The 26097-nt window shown below is 66.4% G+C and carries 27 protein-coding genes; 6 read left to right on the forward strand and 21 right to left on the reverse strand.

The genetic code is table 11. The features are described from left to right. Positions 1-111: 111 nt before the first annotated feature. From RU01_RS09635 to RU01_RS09655, 5 genes are all read right to left on the reverse strand, one after another. On the reverse strand, positions 112-1002 hold the full coding sequence (locus RU01_RS09635; protein WP_042574325.1) for a LysR family transcriptional regulator: 891 nt from the start codon (positions 1000-1002) through the stop codon (positions 112-114). A 36-nt stretch (positions 1003-1038) separates the two neighbouring features. Further along, positions 1039-1227, reverse strand: a complete 189-nt coding sequence (locus tag RU01_RS09640) for a hypothetical protein (RefSeq protein ID WP_042574326.1) — start codon at positions 1225-1227, stop codon at positions 1039-1041. 45 nt (positions 1228-1272) lie between these two features. After that, positions 1273-1755 carry an ester cyclase gene (locus tag RU01_RS09645; RefSeq protein ID WP_231568656.1) on the reverse strand — a complete coding sequence of 161 codons (483 nt, stop codon included), beginning with the start codon at positions 1753-1755 and terminating at the stop codon, positions 1273-1275. A gap of 95 nt (positions 1756-1850) precedes the next feature. Continuing rightward, on the reverse strand, positions 1851-2549 hold the full coding sequence (locus RU01_RS09650; protein WP_042574328.1) for an SDR family oxidoreductase: 699 nt from the start codon (positions 2547-2549) through the stop codon (positions 1851-1853). A 35-nt stretch (positions 2550-2584) separates the two neighbouring features. Then, positions 2585-2911, reverse strand: a complete 327-nt coding sequence (locus tag RU01_RS09655) for a polysaccharide deacetylase family protein (protein WP_042574329.1) — start codon at positions 2909-2911, stop codon at positions 2585-2587. A 402-nt stretch (positions 2912-3313) separates the two neighbouring features. On the opposite strand from RU01_RS09655, the gene RU01_RS09660 reads away from it, so the two are divergent. Beyond that, positions 3314-4675 carry an FAD-binding oxidoreductase gene (locus tag RU01_RS09660; RefSeq protein WP_042574330.1) on the forward strand — a complete coding sequence of 454 codons (1362 nt, stop codon included), beginning with the start codon at positions 3314-3316 and terminating at the stop codon, positions 4673-4675. Between the two features lie 204 nt (positions 4676-4879). Here RU01_RS09660 and RU01_RS22835 read toward each other — a convergent pair whose 3' ends face one another. Together RU01_RS22835 and RU01_RS09665 are read right to left on the reverse strand one after the other, a co-directional pair. After that, entirely contained in the window at positions 4880-5017 is a 138-nt protein-coding gene (locus tag RU01_RS22835; protein ID WP_156148859.1) for a hypothetical protein, read from the reverse strand. Between the two features lie 1104 nt (positions 5018-6121). Continuing rightward, complete coding sequence (locus RU01_RS09665; RefSeq protein WP_231568657.1) at positions 6122-6853, reverse strand: GAF and ANTAR domain-containing protein; 732 nt, start codon at positions 6851-6853, stop codon at positions 6122-6124. 463 nt (positions 6854-7316) lie between these two features. Between RU01_RS09665 and RU01_RS09670 the strand changes: the two genes are divergently transcribed. Together RU01_RS09670 and RU01_RS09675 are read left to right on the forward strand one after the other, a co-directional pair. Then, the gene (locus RU01_RS09670) at positions 7317-7997 is read left to right on the forward strand and encodes an ANTAR domain-containing protein (protein ID WP_042574331.1); all 681 of its coding nucleotides are present in this window, start codon (positions 7317-7319) and stop codon (positions 7995-7997) included. Positions 7998-8066: 69 nt separating this feature from the next. Further along, complete coding sequence (locus RU01_RS09675) at positions 8067-8591, forward strand: hypothetical protein (RefSeq protein ID WP_042574332.1); 525 nt, start codon at positions 8067-8069, stop codon at positions 8589-8591. Between the two features lie 575 nt (positions 8592-9166). Here RU01_RS09675 and RU01_RS22840 read toward each other — a convergent pair. Next, the gene (locus RU01_RS22840; RefSeq protein WP_156148860.1) at positions 9167-9304 is read right to left on the reverse strand and encodes a hypothetical protein; all 138 of its coding nucleotides are present in this window, start codon (positions 9302-9304) and stop codon (positions 9167-9169) included. Between the two features lie 193 nt (positions 9305-9497). Between RU01_RS22840 and RU01_RS22095 the strand changes: the two genes are divergently transcribed. Then, entirely contained in the window at positions 9498-10196 is a 699-nt protein-coding gene (locus RU01_RS22095; protein WP_156148861.1) for a hypothetical protein, read from the forward strand. 325 nt (positions 10197-10521) lie between these two features. Here the strand turns inward: RU01_RS22095 and RU01_RS09690 are convergent, their stop codons facing one another. From RU01_RS09690 to RU01_RS09705, 4 genes are all read right to left on the reverse strand, one after another. Beyond that, a complete protein-coding gene (locus RU01_RS09690) occupies positions 10522-11310 on the reverse strand; it encodes an alpha/beta fold hydrolase (RefSeq protein ID WP_042574334.1) in 789 nt (262 codons plus the stop codon). A gap of 691 nt (positions 11311-12001) precedes the next feature. Then, on the reverse strand, positions 12002-12535 hold the full coding sequence (locus tag RU01_RS22460; RefSeq protein ID WP_156148862.1) for an ABC transporter substrate-binding protein: 534 nt from the start codon (positions 12533-12535) through the stop codon (positions 12002-12004). Next, positions 12439-12969 (reverse strand): ABC transporter substrate-binding protein, encoded by a 531-nt coding sequence (locus RU01_RS23350; protein ID WP_042574335.1) that lies wholly within the window; start codon positions 12967-12969, stop codon positions 12439-12441. The genes RU01_RS22460 and RU01_RS23350 overlap by 97 nt, the downstream gene beginning before the upstream one ends. A 542-nt stretch (positions 12970-13511) precedes the next feature. Beyond that, positions 13512-14363, reverse strand: coding sequence for a helix-turn-helix transcriptional regulator (locus RU01_RS09705; protein ID WP_042574336.1), 852 nt, complete (start codon positions 14361-14363; stop codon positions 13512-13514). A gap of 102 nt (positions 14364-14465) precedes the next feature. On the opposite strand from RU01_RS09705, the gene RU01_RS09710 reads away from it, so the two are divergent. Beyond that, entirely contained in the window at positions 14466-15227 is a 762-nt protein-coding gene (locus tag RU01_RS09710) for an SDR family NAD(P)-dependent oxidoreductase (RefSeq protein WP_042574337.1), read from the forward strand. Between the two features lie 78 nt (positions 15228-15305). Here the strand turns inward: RU01_RS09710 and RU01_RS09715 are convergent, their stop codons facing one another. The 6 genes from RU01_RS09715 to RU01_RS09740 all read right to left on the reverse strand — a co-directional run bounded on the left by RU01_RS09715 (position 15306) and on the right by RU01_RS09740 (position 20739). Further along, complete coding sequence (locus tag RU01_RS09715; protein ID WP_197074726.1) at positions 15306-15476, reverse strand: hypothetical protein; 171 nt, start codon at positions 15474-15476, stop codon at positions 15306-15308. 166 nt (positions 15477-15642) lie between these two features. Continuing rightward, positions 15643-16833 carry a GDSL-type esterase/lipase family protein gene (locus RU01_RS09720; protein ID WP_042574339.1) on the reverse strand — a complete coding sequence of 397 codons (1191 nt, stop codon included), beginning with the start codon at positions 16831-16833 and terminating at the stop codon, positions 15643-15645. A gap of 53 nt (positions 16834-16886) precedes the next feature. Further along, the gene (bla, locus tag RU01_RS09725) at positions 16887-17714 is read right to left on the reverse strand and encodes a class A beta-lactamase (RefSeq protein ID WP_042574520.1); all 828 of its coding nucleotides are present in this window, start codon (positions 17712-17714) and stop codon (positions 16887-16889) included. A 104-nt stretch (positions 17715-17818) separates the two neighbouring features. After that, positions 17819-18088 carry a metal-sensitive transcriptional regulator gene (locus RU01_RS09730; RefSeq protein ID WP_042574340.1) on the reverse strand — a complete coding sequence of 90 codons (270 nt, stop codon included), beginning with the start codon at positions 18086-18088 and terminating at the stop codon, positions 17819-17821. A 59-nt stretch (positions 18089-18147) separates the two neighbouring features. Continuing rightward, positions 18148-18567, reverse strand: coding sequence for a DUF302 domain-containing protein (locus tag RU01_RS09735; RefSeq protein WP_042574341.1), 420 nt, complete (start codon positions 18565-18567; stop codon positions 18148-18150). Between the two features lie 18 nt (positions 18568-18585). Beyond that, positions 18586-20739 (reverse strand): MMPL family transporter, encoded by a 2154-nt coding sequence (locus RU01_RS09740; protein WP_042574342.1) that lies wholly within the window; start codon positions 20737-20739, stop codon positions 18586-18588. A gap of 1036 nt (positions 20740-21775) precedes the next feature. Between RU01_RS09740 and RU01_RS09745 the strand changes: the two genes are divergently transcribed. Then, positions 21776-22315, forward strand: coding sequence for a DUF305 domain-containing protein (locus RU01_RS09745; protein WP_331386534.1), 540 nt, complete (start codon positions 21776-21778; stop codon positions 22313-22315). A gap of 396 nt (positions 22316-22711) precedes the next feature. Here RU01_RS09745 and RU01_RS09750 read toward each other — a convergent pair whose 3' ends face one another. From RU01_RS09750 to RU01_RS09760, 3 genes are read right to left on the reverse strand one after another with little or no spacing between them, the layout of a single operon-like run. Next, positions 22712-23680 (reverse strand): amidohydrolase family protein, encoded by a 969-nt coding sequence (locus RU01_RS09750; RefSeq protein ID WP_042574344.1) that lies wholly within the window; start codon positions 23678-23680, stop codon positions 22712-22714. Between the two features lie 43 nt (positions 23681-23723). Next, the gene (locus RU01_RS09755; protein WP_042574345.1) at positions 23724-24845 is read right to left on the reverse strand and encodes a hypothetical protein; all 1122 of its coding nucleotides are present in this window, start codon (positions 24843-24845) and stop codon (positions 23724-23726) included. Continuing rightward, positions 24842-26059, reverse strand: a complete 1218-nt coding sequence (locus RU01_RS09760) for a CynX/NimT family MFS transporter (protein WP_052493232.1) — start codon at positions 26057-26059, stop codon at positions 24842-24844. The genes RU01_RS09755 and RU01_RS09760 overlap by 4 nt, the downstream gene beginning before the upstream one ends. Positions 26060-26097: the final 38 nt, after the last annotated feature.

The raw sequence follows: 26097 nt of genomic DNA on the forward strand, positions 1-26097 counted from the left end.
CTCGTACGGAGGGGACGCCCCACCGTCGAGGGCTCCCGACGCGGCGAATACGTGGGACCGGCGATGCTTGCCCCGAACAGTCCCGGCTCGCAGCGCGGGTCGGCTGCCCGACTACACCTGGCCGCTCCGCGGGCCCATTCCTCGCGACAGCAGATCGTCGACGAACCGGCGCGTCAAAGCGTCCGGTGTGATCCCTGTCATCACGACCACCGTCCGCTGCAGCGCCGGCCTCAATGGTCGAACGATGCCGGCGAAGCGCGCCGGCAGTGCAGTGTTCGGTACGAGGGCGACACCCAGACCGGCGTGAGCGAGTTGGGCTGCCGTGGTGGCATTTCGGGTGAGGGTGACAGTGTCGAGATGGATGTCGTGAGTTGCAGCGATGGTGTCCAACCACCCGCGCAGACCGTTCGCACGGTGGTAATGCACGATCGGAGCGCCGGCGAGATCTGCCCACGTGATTGCCGGCAGATCGGCGAGATCCAGTCCCTCGGGGACGACGGCGACGACGTCTTCGGCACCGATGCCATGGATGACGCCGGCGAACTGGGTGGGGGACGGGCCGACCGCCAGGTCGATGTCGCCGTTCGAGATCGCGTCCGCCATGGCGTCGGCGCTGGTGAACTCGGTCAGATCCAACCCGATGTGCGGATACTTCCTCGTCCACTTACGCAGTGTCGGGGCGAGGACAGGGACCGTCATGCTCTCTGCGCAGGCCAGGCGCAGGCGACCTTCGCTTCCTTCCGCCAGAGCCCGACCGGTCCGCAGGATTCGGTCGGCGGCCGCCAGCGCGACCCGAGCATCGGCGAGCAACGCGCGGCCGGTGGGAGTCGGACGGACCCCGCGAGGGAGCCTGTCCAGCAGTGCGGTGCCGATGTCGGACTCCAACGACGCCAACTGATGGGACAACGCAGGTTGGGAGAGATGCAACTGCGCCGCCCCGGCGGTGACGGAACCGGCGTCCACGACGGCGACGAAGCACTCGAGGGCACGCAGGGTCGGCATCGGTCGAGGGTAAGCGACGGTCGGGGACGGGTGCCGTCAGCGGGACTTGTCAGCCACGAAACGGCCGATCGTCTGCACGAGAACCGTGCTGAAGAAGATCCCGATGAGGGTGAGGATCAGACCTGAACGTACGTCGCCGTCGATGAAGTTGGTGACGGCGACGACGTAGGAGATCGCGGCCATGATGATGCCTGCGGTCATCTTGATTCTGGGGTCGATGCTCATACGCTGGTTCCTTTCGAAGAGTGCTGTCGGTGGTGGCTGGCTCGGTCAACCGACCGGGACGATCCCTGCTTGCTGAAGGAAGGTGAGGTTGTCTTCGAGGTGCCAGTCCTCGACGATGCGGTCGTCACCGACGTGCTGGATGTCGATGGCTCCGAAGTCGATCTGCTGTCCGGCTCCGGCGCGGCCGCCGTAGGTGCCGGTGAAGTGGCCCCGGAAGATCAACCGCGCCGTGAACGTGTCGCCGGTGACGTACAGATCCGCAAGTTCACAGGTCAGATCGGGTACCGCGGCCCGGAACGTGACGGACGCCGCTACGGGGCCGGTCGGGCCCTGTGGGCGACCCGGGGGCAGGGTGTTGTCCACGAAACCGGGATCCACAGCGTCGTCGAGGTACGCGGCGTCTCCTGTGTTCCAGAATGTGTACAGGGTCTGCGCGACGCGTACGACCTGGCGGGTGCGGTCGGTGACCGGTGCGTCCCCGACGTTCACCGTTCCTGGTGAGACGAGGTCGGTCGAGGAATCGATCACGGGCTCATCCGTGGTCGCCCTGACGGGGGAGCAGGCCACCAAGACCGTTGCCACAAACGCCGTTGCCACCGATGCCGACATCGCTGTAAGCCCTTTCATGCGAGCCGTCCACCTCCGTCGACGTGCAATGTGACGCCGGTGACGAAGGTATTCGTCAGCAGCGACTGCGCCGCGGCTGCGATGTCGGACGGTCGACCGACTCTGCGCACGGGGTTGGTGCGTGCGGTGTCGGCGAACAGAGTGTCCTTGTCGGGTCCCATCGAGTCCCAGGCACCGGATTCGACGATTCCGGGTGACAGTGCATTGACGCGGGTGGGTGCGAGCTCGACCGCGAGCGCCTCGACGAGAAACGCCACCGCGCCGTTCGTCGTGGACACCACGGAGAGGCCGGGTGCGGGCTTCCACGCAGCGACACCGGAGAAGAAAAGGAACGACCCTCCGTCGCGGATCACGGGCGCGAAGTGCTTAGCGAGTAGTAGAGGTCCGATCACTTTGGCGTCGAATGCCTTTCGGACGCCGCTACCGTCCAGGTCGACCAGCGGTCCGTTCGCGTGGTCGGCAGCGAGACTGACGACGTGGTCCACTGCCCCGACTGACGCGGCGGCCCGTGCGATGGTCGACTCATCGGCGAGGTCGATCGTCACGGCGCTCGCTCCCGGGCCCAGTTCCGCCACTGCCGTGTCGAGGGTGTCCGGTCGGCGCCCGGCGAGAATCACCTCACCGCCGCTGTCCAGAACCGCCGTTGCGATGGATCGGCCGATTCCCGACGCGCCGCTGACCAGAAGTATCCGCATGTGGACGACCCTTTCTCATTGTGTGCGTGGATTTCTCAGTGAAGCAGGGATGTGCCCGGCGAACAATCGATAGATCTGTCACGTGCCATCGACATGACGAATGCCGAGCATCTCGGTCCACCGATCATGAACGAGGTCATGGGAATGGAGTGCTTGTCGAGCAGGTCCAGAATCCTCGGTACCCCCTCGCGAGCACCGTATTCGTAGAAGCTGTTCTGTCCGAGGTCGGGGAGTCCTGCCAGCACCGGCTCGGTGATGGGTCCGCCTGCACCGCTGATGGGCTGTCCGCCGGCTTCGAACTGCATGGACACAGTGACGGCCGTCCGTGCCCCGTCCGGCCAGAATCCTGTGTGTGTGGTCATGGTGGTGTCCTGTCGTGGAGGTGTGCTGCGGAGCCTCTCTGGCACCGACAGACCCTGATTCAAAGGCCCGTCTTACGAACGATTTTCAGGTTCCTTCGGAATCGACTTCTGCATTCCTACCGGCGAACGCACCCACGCCGCACACTTCGTTCGTTTTCTCTCTGGCACCCATCGACGGTGCGAATCGATCCCACCGCGCTCCGGCCAAGACCACGGACGGCTTCGTCAGCCGATCAGCGCTGGTAAGGGTCCAGATTGTCACCGATCGTGGTGGCCCCCCACGGCCCCGCCTCCTGCCTGGTCGCGTGACCAGCGGGCAGGCTGGTGATCGGACATACCGAACCCGTTGCGGTACAACGGGAAAGCAAGGAGTCACATCTGGAACCCCGACCTGAGGAATTCATGACAACTGTGGACGACCACGCAATCACCGCACTCCTGGAGCGCGCGACCCGCGGCGCGGTGCTGAGCCCGGGATGTGCGGACTACGACTCCGAAGTCGCGGGCTTCAATCGTGCCGTGTCACATTCACCGCTCGCGGTCGTCGTTGCCGAGGACGCTGACGACGTGGCAGCGGCAGTGCGCATCTGTTCCACCGCCGGACTGGGGGTATCGGTCAAGTGCACGGGCCACGGCGCCCGCGCCGCGGACGCGAACTCGATCATGATCTCCACACGGCGCCTGACCGACCTGCATATCGACCCCGCCTCACGCACCGCGACCATCGGAGCCGGCGTGTTGTGGCAACAGGTACTCGACGCCGCCGCGCCGCACGGTCTCGGAGCCGCGTCCGGGTCATCGACCGCAGCGGGAGCCGTCGGGTACACACTCGGCGGCGGTCTGAGCCCTCTGGGCCGGACCACAGGCTTCGGTGCCGACCTCGTCCGCTCGTTTCGACTGGTCACCGCTGATGGAACGATCCGCACCGTCGACGAGCAGTCGGACGGAGACCTGTTCTGGGCACTGAGGGGGTGCGGCGGCGGCGGGTACGGCGTCGTGACCGAGATGGTAATCGACCTGTTGCCCGTGCACACGGTGTACGGCGGCGGACTCTTCTTCGCGGTGTCCGACGCCTCCGACGTCCTCTACCGGTGGCGAACATGGACACGGGAGCTGCCGGAATCGGTCTCGACATCAGTAGCGCTCCTGCACCTCCCGCCCGATCCCGCACTCCCCGAACAGCTCCGTGGCCGCACCGTCCTTCACGTGCGGTACGCGCATGTCGGGTCCACCGAGCACGGAATCGAACTGCTCGAACCGATGCGATCGACCGCCGACCCGATCATCGACACGGTGGCGACCATCCCACTGACCGCGGTGTCGTCCATCCACATGGATCCTGTCGAACCCCTACCCGTGATCGAGCGCGGAATGCTGCTGACCGGACTGAGCGATCACAGCATCGAAGCCTTCCTGTCGGCAGCTGAACTTCCGATCGCCACTGTCGAGCTGCGACTGATGGGCGGAGCACTCGATCGTCCGACACGATCGCCCAGTTCCGTCGGTGGCCGGGGCGCCGCGTTCAACCTGTATCTCATCGGCGTTGCCGAATCATCCACCGCGGCAGACCTACCGGAAGTACTCGACCGACTTCTCTCACGGTTCGACGCAGATTCTGCCAGTCGCGCCTTCCTCAACCTCGCCGGCACAGGATCGATGCTCCCAGTCCGCGCCGGTTGGAATGCCACGGAATTGAACCGGTTGGAGTCGATCCGGCACGTCGTCGACCCTGTCGGCATCTTCGCTCCAGCGGCGCGCTGGTAACACGAAGACCCTCGGTAGCGCGCACCCGCGCACCACCCCAACCACACATCCCGGAAGAGGTGGTCCGACATGATCGACCCCAGTCAAGATCACCGCAGCGCGCACCCGCGCGCGACCGACCCATTCGTCGGTGCCACGCGACGCTGTCGCCGCGCACTCTGCGCCGCCCACACACCACCTAGGAGACCCAGGAACAGCACTGTTTCAGAACATCGCGACGGCGATGGCGACGATCAGCGCGGCGTAACTGATGGCCACGACCATCACTCGGTATTTCGACCGGTCCACTGCGGTGCGGCGATCGGCGAGAGAGGCGCTCAGGACGGAACTGCTCGTGATCAAGACATACACCTGTGTGACACGCTGTCATGTCAGATCCGGCGTTCGAGTGTGGAGAGCCGAGTAGCTGATGGGGCTGCGGCCTACCGGCGCCTGTGGCCGAAACCGCCCCCGCCGCATTGCCCGTCTCAGTCGTTTCTCCGTGAACGAGATAGACTGTCCAGCAGACTGATACAGATTCTAGTGAGAACGACGCAAGGGTTTGTCGGTGTCACGAGAGTGTCACAAGTCGGGACGGACGGAGGTGGACCGAGGCGGACCTCGATGGACGAATGTGCAGCTCAGGCCGGTTCTTCTAAGTCCAGGTGAATCCACCTGATCGGGTCGTCGAAGCCTTGTAAGCGAGCGGTCTTCGGTTCAATCCCGAAAGGAGGCTCTCGATATGCCTCTGAACAGCAGGAATGCGCCAAAGTAGCCTGATCTGACCTCTCGTTTCACGACTTGAGCGATACGTCCGTGCAGGTCCGCCACGGTCCAGGGGCGTCCGGTCACCTGCGAAATACTCCGTATCAGGGCTCGATGTCACGAGTTGTCACAACTCGTCCGTAACTCGTTCGATGGACTCGGGTGGACGTGGGTGGCTGTGGGTGGACCTCAGCGCCCAAGAGTCCACGACGGTCTGCGGACATCCAGGGACTTCTGTGGACGGAAACCACTCGCTTAACTCCCCGTCACGGGTGGCGTGAACATTCTCGGACTTCGGCGGACGGTGCGATGTTCGAACGCCGGAGCCTCGTCGAATCGACGAGCATCGGGCAGGGCGGGGCTCACTGGTCCTCGTGAACCATCCGCGACCGTCTTCGTTCACGTCGGCTTACCGGGTGCTGAGAAGGTGTCGAACCGTTGTAGGACAGGCATTTTCGCGTCGTGCGGGCGATGCGGTCAGAGGTGTTTATTGCCTACGTCGAGTTCGAGCCGGTCTGCGGCGTAGCTCGACGTCTGTTGCGGCGCGCTCTCGACCCCTCCTCGACGACCTCTCCCGCGAGCCGTGGCCGAGGCGGCAGGTCGGTGCTCACCGCTGTGGTGGCACTGTCCGGTACACCGGACGGGTCCACCGGAAGCAGCGACCCTTCCCGTCGGTTACTCGTCTCCGGTGCTAGGCCGTCGTCATTCGGGTTCGCGTCGCGCGATCTTCGTCGCCAGATCCGTCACCGGTGTGTGCCAGTCCTGGGACAGTCGCACGAGCATCGCGAACGCAGCGTCGGCGCGCAGGTTATAGCGCTCCATGATGATGCCTTTGGCCTGTCCGATGACATCGCGGGTCGCGAGCGCGGACTCGAAATTGTGCTCCTGCTCGGCGGCGACGAGAGCGAGGGCGGCATGCGTGGCGAGCAGGACGCCGACGTCATCGTCGGCGTCGTCGAAGCCGTAAACAGCGTCGGAGTACAGGTTCAGCGCCCCGAGGTGATCGTGGTGGGTGTACAACCGGAACGTCAGCATCGAGCGCACTCCGGCCTCTGAGGCCGCGGGAGCGAACTGTGGCCACCGATCCTCACGGGCCATATCGGGGACGGACACACTGTGGTGTTTCCACACCGTGTCCAAGCACGGCCCTTGCCCGGTCTCCTCCTGCAGGGCGTCGACACGGCGAGGGAGTTCGTCGGTGGCACCGCGGGATTCGATTCTGCGATTGCGGACGACGAGGGTGATGCCGGCGTGATCAGCGCCCGGTATCAGCCGGACCGCCTCCGCCGTGATCGAGAGCAGGGTGCCCTCGACGCTGCCGTGTTCTTGTTGGATCACCCTGGCCATCTCGGCCATGGCGGCGCCCAAAGACACTGTCTCGGAATCACTGTCGGCGCCCGCCGGGTCGAGCGGCGGGTCGGAAGTAGCGGTCACGAACGTACCTTCTTCCAGATCCTCGGTCGTGAGAACGTACGCCGAGGTCGAGCACACCATGTCACACGGGTGTTGGGCGCCCGCGACGGAGTACACCGCTGCTGTCGAACGGCAGTCCTCGATAGTTCGTCGTCGCCCGGTGTAGGGCGACGCGGCGTACAGTTACCGTCAGTTCGGTACAACCCTTGCCGTTCGGACCGATCATCCGAACCAGTCGTCTCGCCGCTGCGGCGCGAAGACGACCTCGAGGAGTGTGCGCGAAACATGTCTCAGCACTTGCCCGACCGTCCCGATATCGTCGTGGCGGTCGGTCACGTGTCGCCCGCCCTACCTGTCTTGCAGCTGACTCCGCACCTGCGGGCGAGAGCGGGCGCTCGGATCCAGATTCTCGAACAACGTTGTGCGTCAACGTCGCCGCGCGCCCCCGACGTGCACACCAGGTTGTGCCGGTCTGCGAGTCCCGGTGACCGGTGACGCCGACGACCGTCAGCCGAAGGATCACCCACTGTCCGGCCTGGAGTCGTTGTCGCAGTGGGTGGAGGTGTGCGTCGACCTGTCGTCCGCGGACGGCGCAGCTGTCGTCGCATCCACCGAGCGCCACGATGACAGACACCGGATCCTCTATGCCACCGACCCGACCGCCGAGCGCGTGGCGGACCTGCTCTTCGTCCTCGGCTACGGACCCCACACGACGGCGACGCCCGCGCATCCGGTGCAGACCGTGACGACCACCGATCCCGACGACCGCCTCACCTGGCCGCTGCTGATCGACGAACTCGTCGCGGTGGGCGTTCACTGGCTACAGGTCCATGCGATCGGGGCACCCGGGTCGGCGTTGGGAACCCTGCAGCTCTACCGGCGGCGTCGACCGCCCGCGCGGTCGCTCGATGCGGACACCACGGTCAGCGCGCTGGCGCGAGCGCTCGGTAGCGAACCGGTCGCCGACCGGGTCCTCGGTGCATCATCGGAGCCGGTTGCGGGCTCCGACGTCGTCAGCGTCGCGATCGGCGTTCTCGCTGCCCGGCACGGTCTTTCGGTGCCGGCGGCGTCGGCGCTGCTCCGAGCCGGCGCCTACGCGCGCGAACATTCGTCGCTGGACGAGGCGCAACGCATTGTCGAGTCTCTCGGCGACCATGAATCGTGACAGCAGGGAACATCGCGCCGTGGTGAACGGCACGTCGGGTATCACCACACGTGAGAGCGAAGCCCGTCGATGACCGACCGTGTGAATCCGACACCGCGCTCGTGCGACTTCCTCGACCTCGTCGGCCCCACCGCCGAGACCCCCGCACCCGACGCGACCGCACCCCATGTCACCGACGAGCGAAGGTTCCTGGTGCGGATGGTCGACGACCGGGACACAGTCATCCTGCGCACCGCGAGCTCTCTGACCGATGCCGTCGACGTGGCCCGCGCGTACTGCGCAGCGTGGGGTGCGCAGGTGCGTCACATCGAGGATCCGCGGGGCGAGATGGTGCCACGCGCAACGTGGGAGACGCTGTGTTCGGTCACTTCGCCCCTGCCCTACGTCTACACCGTCGAGCTCCGTTCTCCCCGCTCCACCGGGCGTGAGGAACTGGTGACAGCGCTCTGGACCAGTACTCATCTCGACGAGGCGCTGCGCTGGCGGCAGCTACTACCGCCCGACCTCCGCAGTCGCGCCCTCGTGGTCAGCAATGCCGCCGACGGGCACTTCCCGCGTTCGGCACCATCACCGGCAGGAACTTCTTCCAGATAACGTCGACGGACGGTATGGCCGGCAATTCGGAAGACGCCGTTGCCGCAGCACCCCCGAGTCCGACCACCGACGGCCCGGAACACGCAGCCCATCGGGCCACCGGAAACGCCGGCGTGCCCGATGCCGCCGCGACTGCGACGGGAACGTGCGCACGCTGCGCGACCACGACGCGTCAGTTGACGTCCACCACGAGAGTGCCGGGCATGTCCGCCGCCGCATCAGCGCTGTGGGTGCGCCCACGCGGGAAGGGGCTGTGCCCACCATGTGCGTGGATGTACCGGTCCGCCGACACCCGTCGTACCCCGCACCTCGTCACTCGCCGCCCCGACAGTGTCACCGCGATCGACCCACCGACCTGTTCCACACATGGGGCCTCCTCAGGCGCAGAAGCGGTTCGGTCCCCGCTCGCTGTTCTCGGGGTGCCCCGGTGCCCCCCGGGCTCAATCAAAACACTGCGCTGACGCGGGCGCTTCGTTGATGAACTGATATGAATCAGCTTGCCCGACAGCGGTACTCGTAGCCCGTCCGTCAGTCGCGGGTCGACCCGTGCGTGCGGACGAGTCGCCGCGGGCAGCTCATCCGCGATCACGTTCTGCCTCCGCGAGCTGGTCTCGGGTGGTGTCGAATAGTTCGCCCCACGACGCCTCGGACTTCCGGACGCCCTCCTTCTCGAGGACGAGGAAGACGTCGATCAGGTAGCTGCCCAGTGCCATGATGGCGCCGAAGGTCGCCTGCGATGCCTTGCCTTTGCCTGGGATTGTGTTCCCGGTGGCCTCACCGTGGTCCCGGAGAGCATCCGTCGTCTCGACGACCGGGGACCCGAGCGCTCCCTCGGTTTGCCGGACGATGTCGTGGGTACCGTCGTTGTGTTCGTACGCTGCCGTAGCCGATGCAGGGAGGACCCCAATGTGGGGTGACGACGACGCACATCCGATGCGTGATGCGCGCGGACCGTTCGACGGTGTCACCGCGATCGATTGGGTCGATGTGTGCGTCGATCTGGCCGCCGCGGACGGGGCCGCGCTCGTCGTCGCTGCGGAGGACCACCCCGATACCCATCAGGTGGTGCACGCCACCGACTCCGTCGCTGTGCAGGCCGCCGACCTCGGGTACATCCTCGGATGTGGCCCCCACATAGAGGCCATGTCGACTAGTAATGCGTGCGCTGTGGACGTCGACGACGCTGCCGACCGGGGCCGCTGGCCGCTACTGGTGGACGAACTGGCCGTCAGCGGGATCGGATGGGTGCAAGCGCACCCGCTCGGCGACCATCGCGTGCCGTTGGGCACGCTGCAGCTCTACCGCCGGACGAGGTCACCACACAGACTCGCGGGGGACGACCGCGCCACCCACACCATGATCGCCCAACTCGCCCGGATGCTCGGCACGGGCATCGTCGCCGCCGGCGTGGCCGCCGACATGCTCGTCCGGCGTCACCAGGACAGCGAGGCAGTGAACATCGCCATCGGAATCCTCGCCGCCCGGCACGGCTGCACCGTTGCGGTGGCCTCGGCGATGCTGAGAGCCGGCGCCTACTCCCGCGGGCACGGCTCCGCGAGCGAAGCACACCGCGTCATCGACACCATCAACTCCGTCGACCCCTGACGACCCGGCCGCTCCCATCATGGGCGCATCGCCGGCCATAGATGGCGACACGGATCTCCGCGAGTCGGCTCGTGGGCAAATCCGACTTCTGCGTCCGGCACGGAGGGGACACGCCGGGTGATCGTCGAGGGTGGCTGAGCAACCTCCGGCGCTGCCCGCACGCCGCCTCGGAGCTGATGTGCAGGTCTACGCGAATCCCCCGGTAGGCACGCCGCGAACCTCGCGACGGTCGTTCCTTCGCGGCGAGTTCGCCGAGGGCCCGGGCGAGTTCACCGGCAAATTGTCGACCCGCAATTTACATGAACTGGTCCGACTCGTTCGAAGATCATCCTCTTTCGGTGCGGTCGAGAATCAGTCGAGTGGCTTCTTTCGGTGCGTCCCATTGCGGAAAGTGACCGCATCGCTCGAACCAGTGCAGAACGGCATCGGGGAACAGCTCCGATGCGCGCGCCGCTTGCTTCGGCACCGTCACCAGATCTCGTCGTCCCCAACCGATTGTGACCCGCCCGGGCACTGTGCCGGACGAGGCGCCTTCCTGCTTCGGCCCGTGGATGAGGGCATCGAGAGCGGCCTGGGTCGACGGGGAGTCGGCGAGCCCGCGCACGTCGGGCAACACGGTGTCGCGCGAGAGCGCCCATGGCCGCGCCGACAACTGTGCCAGCAGCAGGGTCCTTCCCGCAGGGTTGCCCAAAAGTGCAGGCAGGAAGCGCCGCAACACTCTGACAAGGGCTATCGACGGCCGCAGTGTGGCGCCGAAGACAGCGCGTTCGCGGTCGCTCCAGAAACCGCCGGGGTCGAGTGCCACGGTGTCGCCGCCGACTCCCCGCCGCGCAAGTTCGAGGACGATTCGACCGCCCATGGATTGACCGACGGTGGAAATGCCACCTAGATCGTGTTCGCGAATGAAATCCGCGACGGAGTCGGCGAGAGCAGCGATCGATACTTCGCCCGTCAACGGCGGCGTTTCCCCGAACCCCGGTAGGTCGACCGCGATGACGTCACGGTGTTCCGCCAGTTCGTCGATGATCGGAGACCACGATCGCCATCCCACGCCCAAGCCGTGCACCAGCAACAGCGGGCTGCCATTTCCGAATCTGACATAGTTCAGCGTCATATAGTCGACGGTACGCGAATGCCCGGTCGATGAACGGGCTCCGGAAGCCGATGGCATCGGCTCACCCAGTGTTCGAGTCGGCCACTCTTCGCCGGGTGTGACTGTTCGGGACCACGTCACCGGCGTGGCGATTCGCGTTCGCTGACGATCGCGAGATGTCCCGGAGGCGACAGCGCGTCCTCGGGTTCCGGCTCGTCCCGCGGTGAGAACGCACCCCCGGCACCATGCACGTGCCGATGGTCGGCGATCTACAGGCACTGGCGAATGCTGTCGGGTCCTGCCTCGGCGATCACGCGGCGACGGTCGACTTCGCCGGGAGCAACAGCCGATGCGTTGGGTGAGGCATGCCCGCGCCGGCACGGGCCGCGCGGAAAAAGACCGTGTCGGGTTTTCCCTCGGTGGCCCGTTCTCATCGGGCCGGTCTTGTACGGACATGGTCTCGCCGACGCCGGTTCGCATCCATCGATCGCCGAGCGAACGGATCGATGATGACCGAGTCACCCCGCGCGGACCCCACCACGGGCGGGCACGTCGACGATGCTGTTTTGCGTACGGATACCCCTGGGGAGCGGTGCAGTGGCACATCCTGGTCATGCAGCCGGGCGACCTAACCGCATCTTGCGCGGTGGACGCCGCAGGGCAGCGCATGCCCCCGCCACCGGGCCACTTCCAGCACCGATGACCGGTAGAGCTAGAACCTGGGCACGATGTTCTGCACCGCCCATGTGAGGCTGGATGGGGACGGGAATGCGATCGATTGCGCGTCGGTCGGAGCGAGCGGCACGTAGTCGCCTCGTTGCACCGCGGCGAGGGCCGAGATGCCGGGTAGTGCCCGGAACTCGTCGAGAGCGGCGGGCTGACCCGTGGCGATGACGAGATCGGCATCGTTGTTCGACAGGTCCTCGTAGGTGATCTGCGCCCGTCCCGGAATGGAGCTGGTCGGCAGCGTCGTCGCGTGATCGGTGGGCCGCATCCCGAGGGCGTCGAGGAACTGTGCACCGGCGTCGTCGGTCGAGTTCACGACGTACACACCACCCTCGGTGGGACCGACGAAGAACGTGAACGTGCGGCCCGCGAAGTCGGGGTGCGCTTCGGCGGCAGCGGAGATCGTCGATTCGGTTTCCTCGATCACGCGCTCGCCGTCGGCGGTGCGACCGAGCGCGCCTGCGATGGTCCGTGTGGCCTGCTGCCATGTCTCGGCGGATGGGGTGCTCGCGTAGTGCACGACGGGGCGATCGCCGACAACTGCTCGTATCGGGTGTCGAGCCCGAACGCTTTGGTGCCGACGATCAGGTCGGGTTCGTAGGACAGCACGTCCTCTATCGACAGGTCGGCGTTGGCGCCCTCCAGGAAAGCGGGAGCGTCCTTCGTAGCCATCGCGTCCTCGGTCCACGGCTGGAACCCCGACTCGGCCGTCGTGCGCGCGGTCGCGACCGGTGTCACGCCCAGTGCCAGCAGGATGTCCGCGTCGGTCCACGACAACGCGACGCCGCGTGTCGGTTCGCTCTCGACGGCGGCGGATCCGAGCGCCCCGTCAGTGGTGGTAGGGAACGACGCAGCGGCGCCTGCGGTCCCCGTCGGCGACGCCCCGGTGGGCTCGTTCGACGAGCATCCTGCGAGCGTGACAGCGACGATCAGGCCAACGAGGAGTCTTCGCATACCGGACCATTTCAGGGCCCGGTGGTTCGCCGCGGGGGTGCTACCTCGACCACCTGCTCCCGTCGAACGGTCACCACGACTGCCGCACAACCGGGCCCGTGAGCGCTGGTGCCCACGGCATCGAGATACTTTGTTGGACAACATGTTTCTGGATACGTGACGTCGAACTGTCGGATTCTCGGTGTCACGAGAGTGTCACGAGTCGGGACGGACGGAGGTGGACCGAAACGGACGTTAGCGGACGAATGTGCCGGTCTGAACAGTTTTTTCTGAGTCCAGGTGACATCGAAGCCTTGTAAGCGAGTGGACGTCAGTTCGACCCTGACAGGCTCTCGATTGCCTTTGACCCGCAAGAATCTCGAATTAGCCCGATCTAACCTCTCGGTTCACGACTTCCGCTGTACGTCCGTGCAGGTCCGCCACGGTCCAGGGCGTTCGCTCACCTGCGAGATGCTCCGAACCGGGGCTCGATGTCAGCAGTTCTACCCAACTTGATAGCGGTACCACGAAGCGGACCGACCGATCGATTCATCGTCCGCGCGTCAGCCCATCGACACGGCGGATGCCGGGCCCCACGACGCCAACATCGGAAGTGCCCGAGCGGTAGACGACTCGGGCTCGACGGTGTAGATGATCAAGCGTTGCTCCGGATCGTGCGGCGACACGAGCGATTCGATGCCGAACGAGAGACAGCCGACCACGGGGTGAGCGATCTTCTTGTCGACGGACGTGCGATCCGTTACACCGTGATCATCCCACCACCGGGCGAAGTCTGCACTTGCCGAACGTAGTTCGTCGATCAGAACCGTCAACCGGGCGTCGGCGACGTGACGACCGCCCTCGTAGCGCATCGCCCCTACCGCGGCCGACGCGTAATCGGACCAGTTGACGATGCGTTCCCTCGCACGTGGGTCCAGGAAGAGCCAGCGCACCAACACGGCGCCCGCGTCTATCTCTGCCCCCAGGACCGCCCGCGCCAGCGTGTTGCACGCCAGGATTTCGGACCGGCGCCCGAGGACGAGCGCAGGAACGTGGTCCATGATGGTCAGCACCCGCAGAAGGCCGGGATCGGGACGCTGCGCAGACTCCCACGTACTCGAGCGTTTCCGGCGAAGCGGAGCGGCGAGATTCCGCAGGTGTGCGTCCTCGATCCGGTCGAGGCGCAGGGCCCGGCTCAAGGCGTCGACGATGTCGTCGGTGACCGTGTGCTGGCGGCCCTGTTCGAGCCGGCTGTAGTGGTCGGGGCTCAGTCCCGCGAGCACCGCGAGTTCCTCCTTGCGGAGGCCCGGAACGCGCCGCGGTCCGGGGAACGGCGCAATCCCCGCCGTTGCCGGCGTGAGTGCGTCACGTCGTGACCGGAGGAATGCCCCGAGTGCGGATCTGTCTGCTGGCACCCTGGTCAGACTACTGAGAGACCGCTTCCTGCGCCTGGTCACGCCGTGACCAGGCAGCGCTCGCCCTGGTGCGTTACCGAACCGGACGGTGAACTGGTCTGCATGAGCAACCCACTGAATTTGTCCGACCGCACCGCCGTCGTCACCGGCTCGACGAGCGGGATCGGCGCCGCTACCGCCCGCGAACTCGCAGCCCGTGGGGCTCGCGTCGTGATAACCGGGCGTGACGCCGAACGTGGTGCGCATCTGGTCGCCGAGATCGAAGGCGCCGGCGGATCGGCCGCGTTCGTGAACGGCGATCTCGCCGCGTCACCTGCCGACCTGCGTGCGCTGGCCGCCGCGTGGACCAGCGCTCTCGACGGTCGGGTCGATATCCTGGTGCACAACGCGGCACTGTGCCCCGCCGTCGACACCGTCTCCCTCACCGACGCCGATCTGGAAGCGACACTTGCCGTCAACGTCCGGGCACCGCATGTTCTCACCGCAGCCCTGGCGCCGGCAATGACCGAACGAGGCAACGGCGCGATCGTGGTCGTCGGGTCGTGGATGGCCACGGTGGGCCATGCATTCGTCGGCCTGTACTCCGCCACCAAGGCGGCCGAAGCTCAGCTCGCTCGAAGCTGGGCCGCCGAGTTCGGACCACGAGGGGTGCGAGTGAACACCGTCGCGCCGGGCGCCACCCGAACTCCGATCAACGATTCGGACGGTGACGTCATTGCCGCAATGACCGCCGGCATACCGGCCGGACGTCCGGGTAGGCCGGAAGAGATCGCGTCGGCCATCGCGTGGGTGGTCTCGGACGAGGCGGCCTACCTGCACGGGGCGACGATTCCGGTGGACGGTGGCATCACCGGAACCCGTTAGGTGACGGACGGAGGCCCACCACGGCAATCCACCGAACTCAGCCTTTCCGACCCGGGGAAGGGCAGGCTGGTTGTTGGCTCAGAAGGAGAGCGCGGTTCCGGACTCCGATGCCAGCGCGCGGAGGTCGTCGAGGGTTCGGTCGGCGAGGACCACTCCTCCGTCCGCCAGGTTGCGTTCTGCAGCAACGTCTTCGACCTCACCGGGGTAGTAGATACGGTCGTTTCCGTGCGCGAGTGGAGTGGAGTGCACTTCGTCGATCAGTCCTTGCACGGCGGCGAGGTACTGATCTGACGGGTCGGCGCTGCGGACGTCGAGGTGAATCCGAGGCTAAGGATGACGGACGAACGTGCTTATCGAAGAACAGCTTCAGCGCCGGCGACGACCGCAGTGGCGGAGGATCCGGCCGCAGCCACCGTCACCCTCTCGACGACTGATCGGGCACGTCTTCTGTAGTCGTTCTCGGCGCGAACGGCCCTGATGGTCCGAAAACGGTGTTCGCGAAGCGCTGTCCCATGAGGGCGTGGGCATCGGTGTCGGGATGCAGACGGTCCGGAAGTGGATTACGCCGTTCGTCGTCCTCGCCGAAGAGCACTCGCCCGTCGAGGTAATGGAGGTTAGAGTCGTCCGATCGACTCTCGACGATCTGAGCGAGCGCGTCACGGATCACGTGAAGTGTCAGTCGTCCGAAGGCGGTATCGCCCTCCGTACCCGTCGCGCGGAATCTCACGGAGCCGGCGGCGAATGCCTCGGGATCGAATGCCCCCGGGCCCGGTGTGTTCTCGTGGATCGCGCAGTGAATCGGCGAGATCAGCAGCAGCGGTGTGGTGGGGTGCCCGTCGCGGACAGTGTCGAGGAACCCGTGAACGGCGGGAACGAACGAACGAAGGCGCATCGCATCGAGATTGACGACGTTGATGCCCAATTTCACGCTGATGACGTCCGCGGGGGAGTCCCGCACGACGCGAGCCATGAACGGATCGACGAGGGCGCTGCCCCCGAACCCCAGGTTGCGCACCCGAACGCCGGCACGACGGGCCGCGACGACAGGCCAGATGCGCGTGGGGCTCGCGGCGTTGGAACCCTGGCTGATGGAGCTGCCGTGGTGCAGCCACCTCGGTCCGCTCGTCGGAGCCGGGTGCAGAACGGCGTCAGCTGACAGGGAAACCAGATCCACCTGTTCGTTGTGGGGGAGCCAGATTTCGATCGTCTTCTCCCCGGCCGGCAGGTCGGTGAGGGTGATGGATTCGGTTGTTCCCGGGTGAACCGTGCTCGTCCCGGTGGTCGGATCGATCTCGATGGTGTCACCACCCGAGAGCACGTGCGACTGGTGAACCGAGTTGTCGATCACCACGTCGACTGCGCCCCGGTCGCGCTTCACACCCCGGTAGGTCATGCGCGTGGTGTGGACCTCGACGACCATCTCGACGGCGGTCGTGCGCGTAGCGATACGCACTCCGGACGGTTGCGCCTCCATCATCGCGAGCTGCGGATCCGCGTCGCGTTGCCGGACTGCACTGGGGAGACGGTGCGGGCGTACCCCGCGTTCGACCTGCTCGAGCTCGGCTGCACCGAGAACGAGGTCGTCGGTGAGCGGTGCGGCAATCATGCTGTCCGAGGCTACCTAACGGTGTTCAGGGGCTACCTAACGGTGTTCAGGGGCTACCGAACGGTGTTCAGGACGATCGCGGCGCTCTCGCTCACCGCGGCGTCCTCGTACGGTGCCGAGGGGTCGTTCTTCCGTGTCAGCACCGTCAGGACGAGTGGTGGATGGCCGGGTGGTGTGACAACGGCGATGTCGTTTCGCACGCCCCCGGCGCCACCCGACTTGTCGGCCACCGTCCATCCGCTCGGCGCCCCCGCGCGGACGAGGGCATCGCCGGTGGCGTTTCCGCTCATCCACTCGACCAGAGTCGCTGCGTCGGCATCGGTCGACGAGCCGTCACCTCGCAATGCGGCCATGTTCGCCGTGAACGCGTCGGCAGTGGTGGTGTTTGCGGTGCTGTCGGGTTCGACCGTGTTGAGACCCGGCTCCACGTCGACGATGTCCGTGACCTCGTCACCGAGTCGGGAGAGAGCAGCATCGAGTTCTGCGGGACCGCCGATCCGGTCGAACACGAGGTTGGTCGCCGTGTTGTCGCTCGCCCTCACGGCCGCTTCTGCCAACTCGGCCGCAGTGAGTCCGGTGTCCAGACGTGCCGTGGTCACCGGTGAGTAGCCCGCGCGCTCGATGTCGGCCGCGGACCACCTCACGATGTCGTCCCGAGCGTCCTGAGGAGTTCGTCGCAGGAACTCGGCTGCCAGGAACACCTTCACAGTGGAGGCGAAACCGAAACGTTCGGCACCGCGATAGCTGATCGTCTCTCCGGTCCCGGTGTCCAGGAGGCTGACACCCACCGTCACGTCGTAGCGATCCTCGACAGCCTGTAGTTCGGTCGAGAAGTCCTCGCGCACTGCTTGGTTCGACGTGGGATCCGTCGAGACAGGCACGCCTCCCTGGTCACCCCCCGAGGGAGCGCAGGCGGTGAGGGCCAGAGCGACGACAGCGAGCGCGGCGCACGGTCGGGCCGGCATGTGCCGCGGTACTCGACTCGTCACGCCAGTGCGAGGAACAGCTTTTCCAGTTCCGCTTCGGTCATGGGTTCCTTGTTGTCGGCGGTGGCACCGGTCATGCATTCGCGCAGTCCCGTGGCGACGATCTTGAACCCTGCCTTGTCGAGTGCACGGGAGACGGCGGCGAGTTGGGTGACGACCTCCTTGCAGTCGCGGCCGTTCTCGATCATCGAGATGACCCCGGTGAGTTGACCGTTGGCGCGTCGGAGCCGGTTGAGTACCAGTGCGATGCTGTCTTCGTCGCCGATCATGTGAACTCCTGTCAGAATTACTGTGAGACTCCGATGGTACCCCCGGGGGCATCGAGGTCTCAGCTTTCGGGTGTCGGCTGCTCGGCGAGTGTTGCGATGGCGGCGCGGAGCTTGGTCGCGGCGTCGCGGGCGACGTCGCCGAGTGCGGGCTCTCCGGTTGCGTCGACCATGATGTCGGGGTTCATCGCGTCGACGATGATCACATCCGCGTTGTCCGGGTCTTCGCGGACGACGACGTTGCACGGGAGCAGCAGTCCGATCTGTCGCATGATGCCGACAGCGCGGTGGGCCAGGGGCGGGTTGCACGCGCCGAGGATCAGGTAGCGCTCCATGTCTTCGTCGAGCTTGGCTTTCATGGTGGCCTGCATGTCGATCTCGGTCAGCACGCCGAAACCCTGCTCTGCCAGAGCGTTGCGGGTGAGCTGGACGGCGGTGTCGAAGTCGGTGCCGGTCAGTGTCGTGGTCAGTGCGATGCTCATGGGGAATCCTTCGTGAGGTCAGTGGGAGAAGCTGATGGACGGGAGAGCCTTGCGGAGCCACGTGGGCGACCACCAGGCGGCGGACCCTGTCAAGCGCAGCAGGACCGGCAGCAGGATCAACCGGATGAGCACAGCGTCGAGTAGCACGGCGACGCCGAGGATGATGCCCATCTCCTTCGGCGGCAGCGGGTCGGCGAGGGCGAAGGTGAAGAACACCGCCACCATGACCGCGGCGGCGGCGAAGATGACCCGTCCGGAGTGGGCGAGGCCGTCGATCATTGCCGTCGTCGCGTCGCCGGTGCGCTCGAAGTGTTCCTTGGCGGTGGCGAGGAGGAACACGGTGTAGTCCATGGCGATGGCGAAGATCATCGCGAAGAAGAACACCGGTCCCCACCCGTTCAGGAAGCCCTGCGGGGTGAAGCCGAGCAGCGAGGCGCCGTGTCCGTCCTGGAAGATCAGCTTGGCGACGCCGAACGCGGCGGCGGTGGAGAGCAGGCTGACCGCGGTACCGAGGAAAGCGATCAGGGGTGCTTGCAGTGCGACGAGGAGCAGCACGAATCCGAGGATCAGGATGATCGTGACGACGAGCGGTAGGTAGTCGTTCAGGGACTGTTGCAGGTCGAGGTTCTCCGCGGGGGCGCCGCCGACCAGTGCCGACTCCGGAAGCTGGCCGCGTAGGTCGGCGAGGATGGTGTCCATCGACTCGTCGGAGGGGTTGATCGCCGGGATCGCCTGCAGCAGTGCGTAGCCGGAGCTGTCGGCAGCGCGTTGCGGTGGGGTGACCATGGTGATGCCGGGCACCTGCGCCGCGGCGGCGGCCGTGTCGGCGGCGTCGGCCGAGGGGACGACTATCTGCAGTGCGCCGGGGGCGCCGTCACCGAACTGCTGCTGGACGAGGGCGTAGCCCTGCCGCACGGGCGCGTCGTCGGGGACGACGGAGATCGACGGCATCGCGACCTTCAGGCCCAGGACCGGCAGTGCGAGTGCGACGAGGACGCCGATCGAGGCGAGCGCGAACGGCCACGGGTGCTTGTGCAGGAGTGCGCCCCATGCGGCGAACATGGGTGAGCGGTGCTGCTGGCGCTTGGCGTAGGGGAGGGACGCGGCGTTGACCTTCGGTCCGAGCGCACCGAGGGCGGCGGGGAGCAGGGTGAGGGTGGCGAGCAGGACGAAGGTGACGGCGAGCATGATGCCGACCGCCATGGTCCGCACCGCGGGGGCGGGAACGATCAGCACGGCGGACAGGCTCACCAGGACGGTGAGTCCGGACAGGACGACGGCCTTGCCGGCGGTGTCCATGGTCTCGGCGACGGCCGCGCGGGGATCGCGGGAGCGCAGGGCGTCGCGGAAGCGGGCGACGAGGAACAGTGCGTAGTCGATGCCGAGTGCGAGCGCGAACATCATGGCGAAGTTCATGGCCCATACCGAGATCGGGGTGATCTCGTTGAGCAGGACAAGTCCGCCGGCGGAGGCGACGAGACCGGCGATGGTCAGCAGCAGCGGGAGTCCGGCGGCGACGAGCGAGCCGAACGCCAGGACCATGATGGCGAGGGTGACGGGCCAGGAGATGAGTTCGGCCTGAATCATCGCGTCGTGATTGGCCTTGTTGAAGTCCGACCACAGCGCCGACGCACCGGTGGGGTAGACCTCGATGCCGTCGCCGGAGAGTGCGGTGAGCTGGTCCTTGACGTCGTCGACGGCGGTGACCATCTCGTCGGTGGTGCCGTCGGCGCCGGCGATGAGGATGCCGGTGCGCCCGTCGGGGCTGATGGTCATCCCCGGCTGCGGGGGCACGATCTCACCGAAACGAGGATCGCCGGTGAGGATGGCGGTGGCCTCGGCGAGAACGGCGGTGGAGGCTGGGTCCGTCAGCGCACCGGAGTCGCTGTGGACGACGACCTGCACGGCGGCGGAAGAGTTGCCGCCGAAGTGTTCCTCGGCCAGCTCGCGGACCTGGACCGATTCCGATCCGTTCGCCTGCCATCCGGCGCCGGCGAGGGACGAGAACACCGACGGCGCAACGGATCCGAGGGCGATCAACAAGATCAACCAGGTGCCGAAGACCCAGCGGCGGCGGGTGACCATGGCCGCGCCCCATCGGCCGAGGCGGCCGGGGGAACTGTCGTGGCGGTCGCCGGGCCGGGGTCCGGCGACGGTGTCGGACTGGGACACGATGGTCTCCTATACGGGCGGGGGTATTCGACGGCCTGGATCGGCCATTGTCGAAAAATGGTGTGAGGGGGTGCTCAGCGGCGGAACAGGGAGCGCAGCCCGCCGGACGAGGACGACGCAGAGTGGTCGCACGTGCAGCGCTGCGACTGCGGGACCGCGTCCATCACGCTGTCGACGTGTCGGCCGCAGCCCGACCAGGTGGTCTTGCCGCACTTCGGGCATTCGGCGGGACGGCACACGGGCACTCCTTCTGGGTTCGATCGCCTGGACGAACCCACCGTGTCACATACGAGGGGGGGTATGCAAGTACCCCAGGGGGTATCTGTTCGAGCGACGCGCTCTCCGGTGAACGTCACGGTGGAGCTCCGCCCATCGACCGGCAGCGCGCCTGCTCGCCGGGAGTAGCAGTTCGCCGCGTCACGCATCGATTCCGGCCAGGTAGTGGATTGGGTCGAGGTGCGAGCCGATCTGTGCGGTGCGGAGAGCGGCGCTGTCGTCGTGGCATCCGCACCGAACCCCGATGGTCTGAGCAGGCCCGCCTCGTCGTCGCCCCGGATGCGGCATCGGGCCTGGTTCGGCATTCGGAACCGATCAGTAGTTACACCAGGCCAGACCGGGCCACCGCACCCAGTGACACGGCCTACCCGGATACCCCTAGGGGGTACCTGGCGGCACGATGCGGTCGTGAGCGAGAGTGTCGGCGACATTCGCTCACCACTTCTCTGCCTTCGGTGTTGTGGATGGTCCGGCGCTCGACGACGCATCCGATCGTGTCCTCACGATCGTGACTCGAGCAGGTCGAGCGCCGCCGTGGGCGATGTCCTCACTGGACGAATCGGTACTCCTGAGGGTGTGACAGGGAACCGGAGCTGTGGTGCTCCGGCGGATCGCACGTCGATTTCCTGTTCACGTTCGACACACACCAGGAGTTCTCCGATGCACGACAAGACCAGAGCAATCTCTACCCTCGCCGCCGCCGCGGCAATTGGCAGTCGCCCTCGTCGCGGGCTGTAGCGACGACGGATCGTCCACCTCCATGGAGGGGCACTCGATGGGCTCGTCCACGTCGATGGAGTCCGCACCGTCGCACGCTGCCGATCCGACTGCGGAATTCTCCGACGCAGACGTCATGTTTGCGTCGATAATGTACCCGCACCACGCCCAGGCGGTGGAGATGGCCGCGATGGGCGAAGGGCGGACGATCGACCCGGACGTGGTCGCGCTCGCCGGTGAGATCGCGGACGCCCAGAAGCCCGAGATGGACCAGCTGACCTCGTGGCTGTCGGCGTGGGGTCGGCCGGCGCCCTCGGCGGACGCGAACTCGATGGGGAGCACGGATCACGGATCGGGCAGCGGAATGATGACCTCGCGGGACATGGACTCGCTGATGTCGCTTGCCGGGGCCGAGTTCGACCGGCAGTGGCTGACGATGATGATCGAACACCATGAGGGCGCAGTCAAGATGGCGGAGAAGCAGATCGCGGACGGCTCCAATGTCGATGCGGTCGCGATGGCCCGCACCATCGTCGAGACGCAGAACGCAGAGATCTCCCGCATGCAGCAGCTTCTGGGCTGATCCGACCCTCAGGCACCGATTCAGCTCAACTTCCGCGTCGTTTCCGTCGTCGTGCCAGTGTGGCGGAGATCGAGAGTGTCGGCGAGGTTCACTCCTCCGATCGCGAGTGTTCCGGTCTGTCGACGCTCCACAGTGGAGGTGTATGCGCCTTGTCGAGGTGTCGGAGCGGTCATCCCGTGACACCGTCGAGTCCGTTCGCGGGGGAGATGTCGGCGACCACGGTTTCTCTTCTCGCCACGCCGTGCCGCGGCCACGACTCGAGGACAGTATGGGCAACGCTCTCGATCGGGACCCAGAGCTCACTCTCCGGTAGTCGGAGATGCCCTGTGGCTTTGTGTTCGATCTGCTGCGGTGGCCCACCCGGTACACCGTGTCAACGGGATCGGATGTTCCGATCTACAGTCTGGTGAGCAGTTTCTCGGCGTTGAGGTGGGCGATCTTGTCCTTGTCGGTCGGGCTGATCGGGGCGTTGGAGAGGAAGTCGACGGTGGTCGCGGAGTTTCCGAAGGGGTAGTCCACGGCGAACAGGATCCGATCTGCTCCGAACACCTCGAGTGCGCACAGCAGGGGTGCCGCGGTGGTGTATGCGGAGATGGTGATGTGGACGTGGTCGAGGACTTGCTGGGCGACCGATCCGGTCAATCCCTTGATGCGCGGGGTCAGCCACTCGTCGGCTCGGGCCAGGGAGAAGGGCAGGTTCTCGCCCATGTGGCCGACGACGATCTGCAGGTCGGGGAATCGTTCGAAGACGAGGTTGGCGACCATGCGGAGGATGTGCATTCCGGTCTCGGCGTGCCACCCCCAGCCGCCGGTGGAGAGCATCTTCGCCACATAGTCGTCGAGGCCCGAGTAGTAGGCCCGGTACACCTCGATGGGCGGGAAACCCGGGTGCAGATATATGGGTACTCCGAGGCGCTCGACCTCGGCGAGGACGGGTCGCATCGCGGGGTCGTCGAGGAACATGCCGTTGGTCTGCCCGTGGATCATGGTGCCCACGGCACCGAGTTCCTCGACACCGCGACGCAATTCGCGTACCGAAGCCTCAGGGTCTCCCACGGGGAGTGTGGCGAAGAACGAGAACCGGTCGGGATGGCGGGCGACGGTGGCGGCCATGGTGTCGTTCAGCTGCCGGGACAGGTCGGCCGCGAGGCTCGGTTCCAGCCCTTGCACGAAATGTGCGGCAGCGGAGAGGACTTGAACGTCGATCCCGGCGTCGTCCATTCGCGCGAGTCGTGAGTCGCCGCCGTCGACGAGGTCGTCGAGCCCTTCGAGGTAGGGCGGGTCCATCATGTCGGCGCCGTCGACTCCGGCTGCGTCGATGATGGCGGTGGGCATCATGTGTTCTTCGAGTCCGATGAATTTCATGGCGTTCCTCCTGTGGGCGGTGTGCGGTGGACGAATCGGTCGGTCAGGAACGTGCGGTCAGGTAGCGCATCGGTAGCGGGAGCCGTGGGTTCGGGTCGAGGAGATGCTCTGCCGGGCCCCATCTGGTGGCCGCGTCGCGCACGTCCGGGTCGTCGAGCAGCAGCAGGCGGCCGCGGTCGACGAGCACGGTGTCGTCGACGGCGATGGTGACGTCGTCGAACTGGCAGTCGCAGTGGGCGTGCCCGGGGAGGATGCGGACCGTCTCGCCCTGATCGTCGAGGCCGTCGAGGCCGAGATAGAAGTTGCCAGCGTGCTTCTCGCGCTCGAACTGTGTTCCGCCGGCGGAGCGGACCTTGGGGTTGAGGCCGATGAGTGCGTGCCGCAGGTAGTAGCCGTCGGGGCCGAACCTGCGGAGCTCGTCTGCGCCGAGGCCTCCGTCGATCGAGGTGACGAGGTTGTTCTCGAGGTGGACCACGGTGCGTTCGGCAGGGGTTCCGGTGGTGGTGGACTCCTCGACGACGAACATGCCGTCCGTGCGGGTGGGGGAGAAGTTCACTCCGCCGTACGGGAACGGTCGCCACATCCCGGCCGAGAGTCGGGTGCTGGGGCCCGCTGTCGTGTAGTCGCGGAATGTCAGATGGGTGCCGGTGGGGCTGGTGACGGTGATCTCGCTGCCGGCGTCGAGCGCGGCGGTGGCGCGTTGTTCGATCAGGAGGTAGAGGTCGAGCGGGAAGCGTGCACCTGTCGTCAGCGCCGAGGCGGTCGCCGTCTGGTGCAGCGAGAGGAATCGGGCCTTCCGGCGGGCGATCTGGTCGAAGAACAGTGCGTCGGTGTGCACTTCGCCCCACCAGGTGCAGGAGATGATCACGTCGGCTGCGTCGTGGATCGCCGCGATCAGTGCGGTCGAGTTCCCGTCGTCCCAGCCTCCGGCGCTGAACGGGGCAACCGACAGGGCGTGGACGAGGGCATCTCGATGTGCTGCGGCAGCCGCCAGTGCCTGGACGACGACGGGGTCCACACCGTTCTCGGTGAGGATGAGAACTTGCTCGCCCGGCTGTACGTCGCAGTACTCCATGGCATTTCGGGCGCCCGGGATCAACTCGGGGATCGACGTGGGCGCCGCGGTGGGGAGGTCGTAGTAACTGAAGTGGTCGGTGGTGCTCATGCCGGTGTGCCTTTCGTCGGTAGGTGCTCTGCGTCGATCGGGGGCGAGAGGTGTCGATCGCGTCCGGCTCGGTGGCCGAATACCGCCTGGACCATGGTCAGCGTCACCATCACGGTCAATGAGAGGCGCCACGACCCGCTGAGGTCGCGCAGGAGACCCAGTGCGAGGGGAGCGGCAGCGGCGAGCAGGTACCCGACGGTCTGCGCCATGCCGGCCAGGGCGCCGGCGGATGCGGCGTCGTGGGCTCGCAGACTTTGGAACGACAGGGCCAGGACGAGGCTGGCGCCGCCGCCGAGACCGATCAACGTCACGGCCAACCACGACATCGAGGGAAACAACAGGAGGACGGCTAGGCCTGCGCCGCAGGTGAGTGACGCGATCACGGCCACCGCGGACTGGTCGGGTAGGCGGCGGGTGAGGATCGGCACCGCAGTGCTGGTGATCAGGCCCGCCACCTGGAATGCCGTGAGTTGCCATCCGGCAATCTGTTCGCCGACTCCGCGCTCGGCGACGATGCTGGGGAGCCAGGAGATGACGGCGTAGAAGACGATGGACTGCAGGCCCATGAAGATGCTGACCTGCCAAGCAAGCTTGGACGACCACACCGATCGTGGCGAGTGCGCGCCGGCGGCGGGTGGGCGGTTCGCGCGGGCCGCGAATCGGCTCGCCACGCTGAGGACCAACGCGATCACGGCAGGTAGTGCCCACACTGCGAGCGATGCTCGCCAGCTGCCGTCGAGGGCGTCGCCGATCGGAACGGCCACGCCGGACGCGATGGCCGCCAGTAGGCCCATGACGGTGACGTAGAAGCCGGTCACTCGGCCGATGCGCTCGGCCGGCACCGTCGCCTTGATGATCGAAGGAAGCAGGACGTTGCAGAACGCGATGCCGATCGCCAGCAGCACCGTTCCGGCGAACAGAAAGCCGATTCCGGGCAGTGAGCGCACCAGAGTGCCGACAGCGACGACGCTCAGTGCCCCGATCAACGCTCGCCTGGTTCCGACCCGCTGCGAGGCGGATCGCACGAACGGTGAGGTGCCGGCGAAGGCGAGCAGCGGCAGTGTCCCCAGAAAGCCGGCCGCGGTGGAGCTGATGCCCGTGTCGGCCTGAATCGACGGGATCAGGGGGCCCACCCCTGTCAGGGGTGCCCGCATGGTTGCGGCGACGGCCGCGACTCCGAGCAGGAACAGCAGTGGTGGAATAGGCGTCTCCACACCTCCTTCGGCGTGTGCGCCGAAGGACACGGGTCGCG

This window comes from Rhodococcus sp. MEB064 (genome assembly GCF_000834565.1).
GTDB lineage: Bacteria > Actinomycetota > Actinomycetes > Mycobacteriales > Mycobacteriaceae > Rhodococcoides.

Coding starts and splice junctions, on each gene's coding strand:
- RU01_RS23350 (WP_042574335.1), bottom strand. CDS start 12,969: ATGCGAAGACTCCTCGTTGGCCTGATCGTCGCTGTCACGCTCGCAGGA.
- RU01_RS09635 (WP_042574325.1), bottom strand. CDS start 1,002: ATGCCGACCCTGCGTGCCCTCGAGTGCTTCGTCGCCGTCGTGGACGCC.
- RU01_RS22840 (WP_156148860.1), bottom strand. CDS start 9,304: ATGGCACTGGGCAGCTACCTGATCGACGTCTTCCTCGTCCTCGAGAAG.
- RU01_RS09650 (WP_042574328.1), bottom strand. CDS start 2,549: ATGCGGATACTTCTGGTCAGCGGCGCGTCGGGAATCGGCCGATCCATC.
- RU01_RS09710 (WP_042574337.1), top strand. CDS start 14,466: ATGAGCAACCCACTGAATTTGTCCGACCGCACCGCCGTCGTCACCGGC.
- RU01_RS09730 (WP_042574340.1), bottom strand. CDS start 18,088: ATGATCGGCGACGAAGACAGCATCGCACTGGTACTCAACCGGCTCCGA.
- RU01_RS09690 (WP_042574334.1), bottom strand. CDS start 11,310: ATGACGCTGAACTATGTCAGATTCGGAAATGGCAGCCCGCTGTTGCTG.
- RU01_RS22095 (WP_156148861.1), top strand. CDS start 9,498: ATGTGGGGTGACGACGACGCACATCCGATGCGTGATGCGCGCGGACCG.
- RU01_RS09755 (WP_042574345.1), bottom strand. CDS start 24,845: ATGAGCACCACCGACCACTTCAGTTACTACGACCTCCCCACCGCGGCG.
- RU01_RS09735 (WP_042574341.1), bottom strand. CDS start 18,567: ATGAGCATCGCACTGACCACGACACTGACCGGCACCGACTTCGACACC.
- RU01_RS09720 (WP_042574339.1), bottom strand. CDS start 16,833: ATGATTGCCGCACCGCTCACCGACGACCTCGTTCTCGGTGCAGCCGAG.
- RU01_RS09750 (WP_042574344.1), bottom strand. CDS start 23,680: ATGAAATTCATCGGACTCGAAGAACACATGATGCCCACCGCCATCATC.
- RU01_RS09660 (WP_042574330.1), top strand. CDS start 3,314: ATGACAACTGTGGACGACCACGCAATCACCGCACTCCTGGAGCGCGCG.
- RU01_RS09655 (WP_042574329.1), bottom strand. CDS start 2,911: ATGACCACACACACAGGATTCTGGCCGGACGGGGCACGGACGGCCGTC.
- RU01_RS09640 (WP_042574326.1), bottom strand. CDS start 1,227: ATGAGCATCGACCCCAGAATCAAGATGACCGCAGGCATCATCATGGCC.
- RU01_RS09675 (WP_042574332.1), top strand. CDS start 8,067: ATGACCGACCGTGTGAATCCGACACCGCGCTCGTGCGACTTCCTCGAC.
- RU01_RS09745 (WP_331386534.1), top strand. CDS start 21,776: ATGGAGGGGCACTCGATGGGCTCGTCCACGTCGATGGAGTCCGCACCG.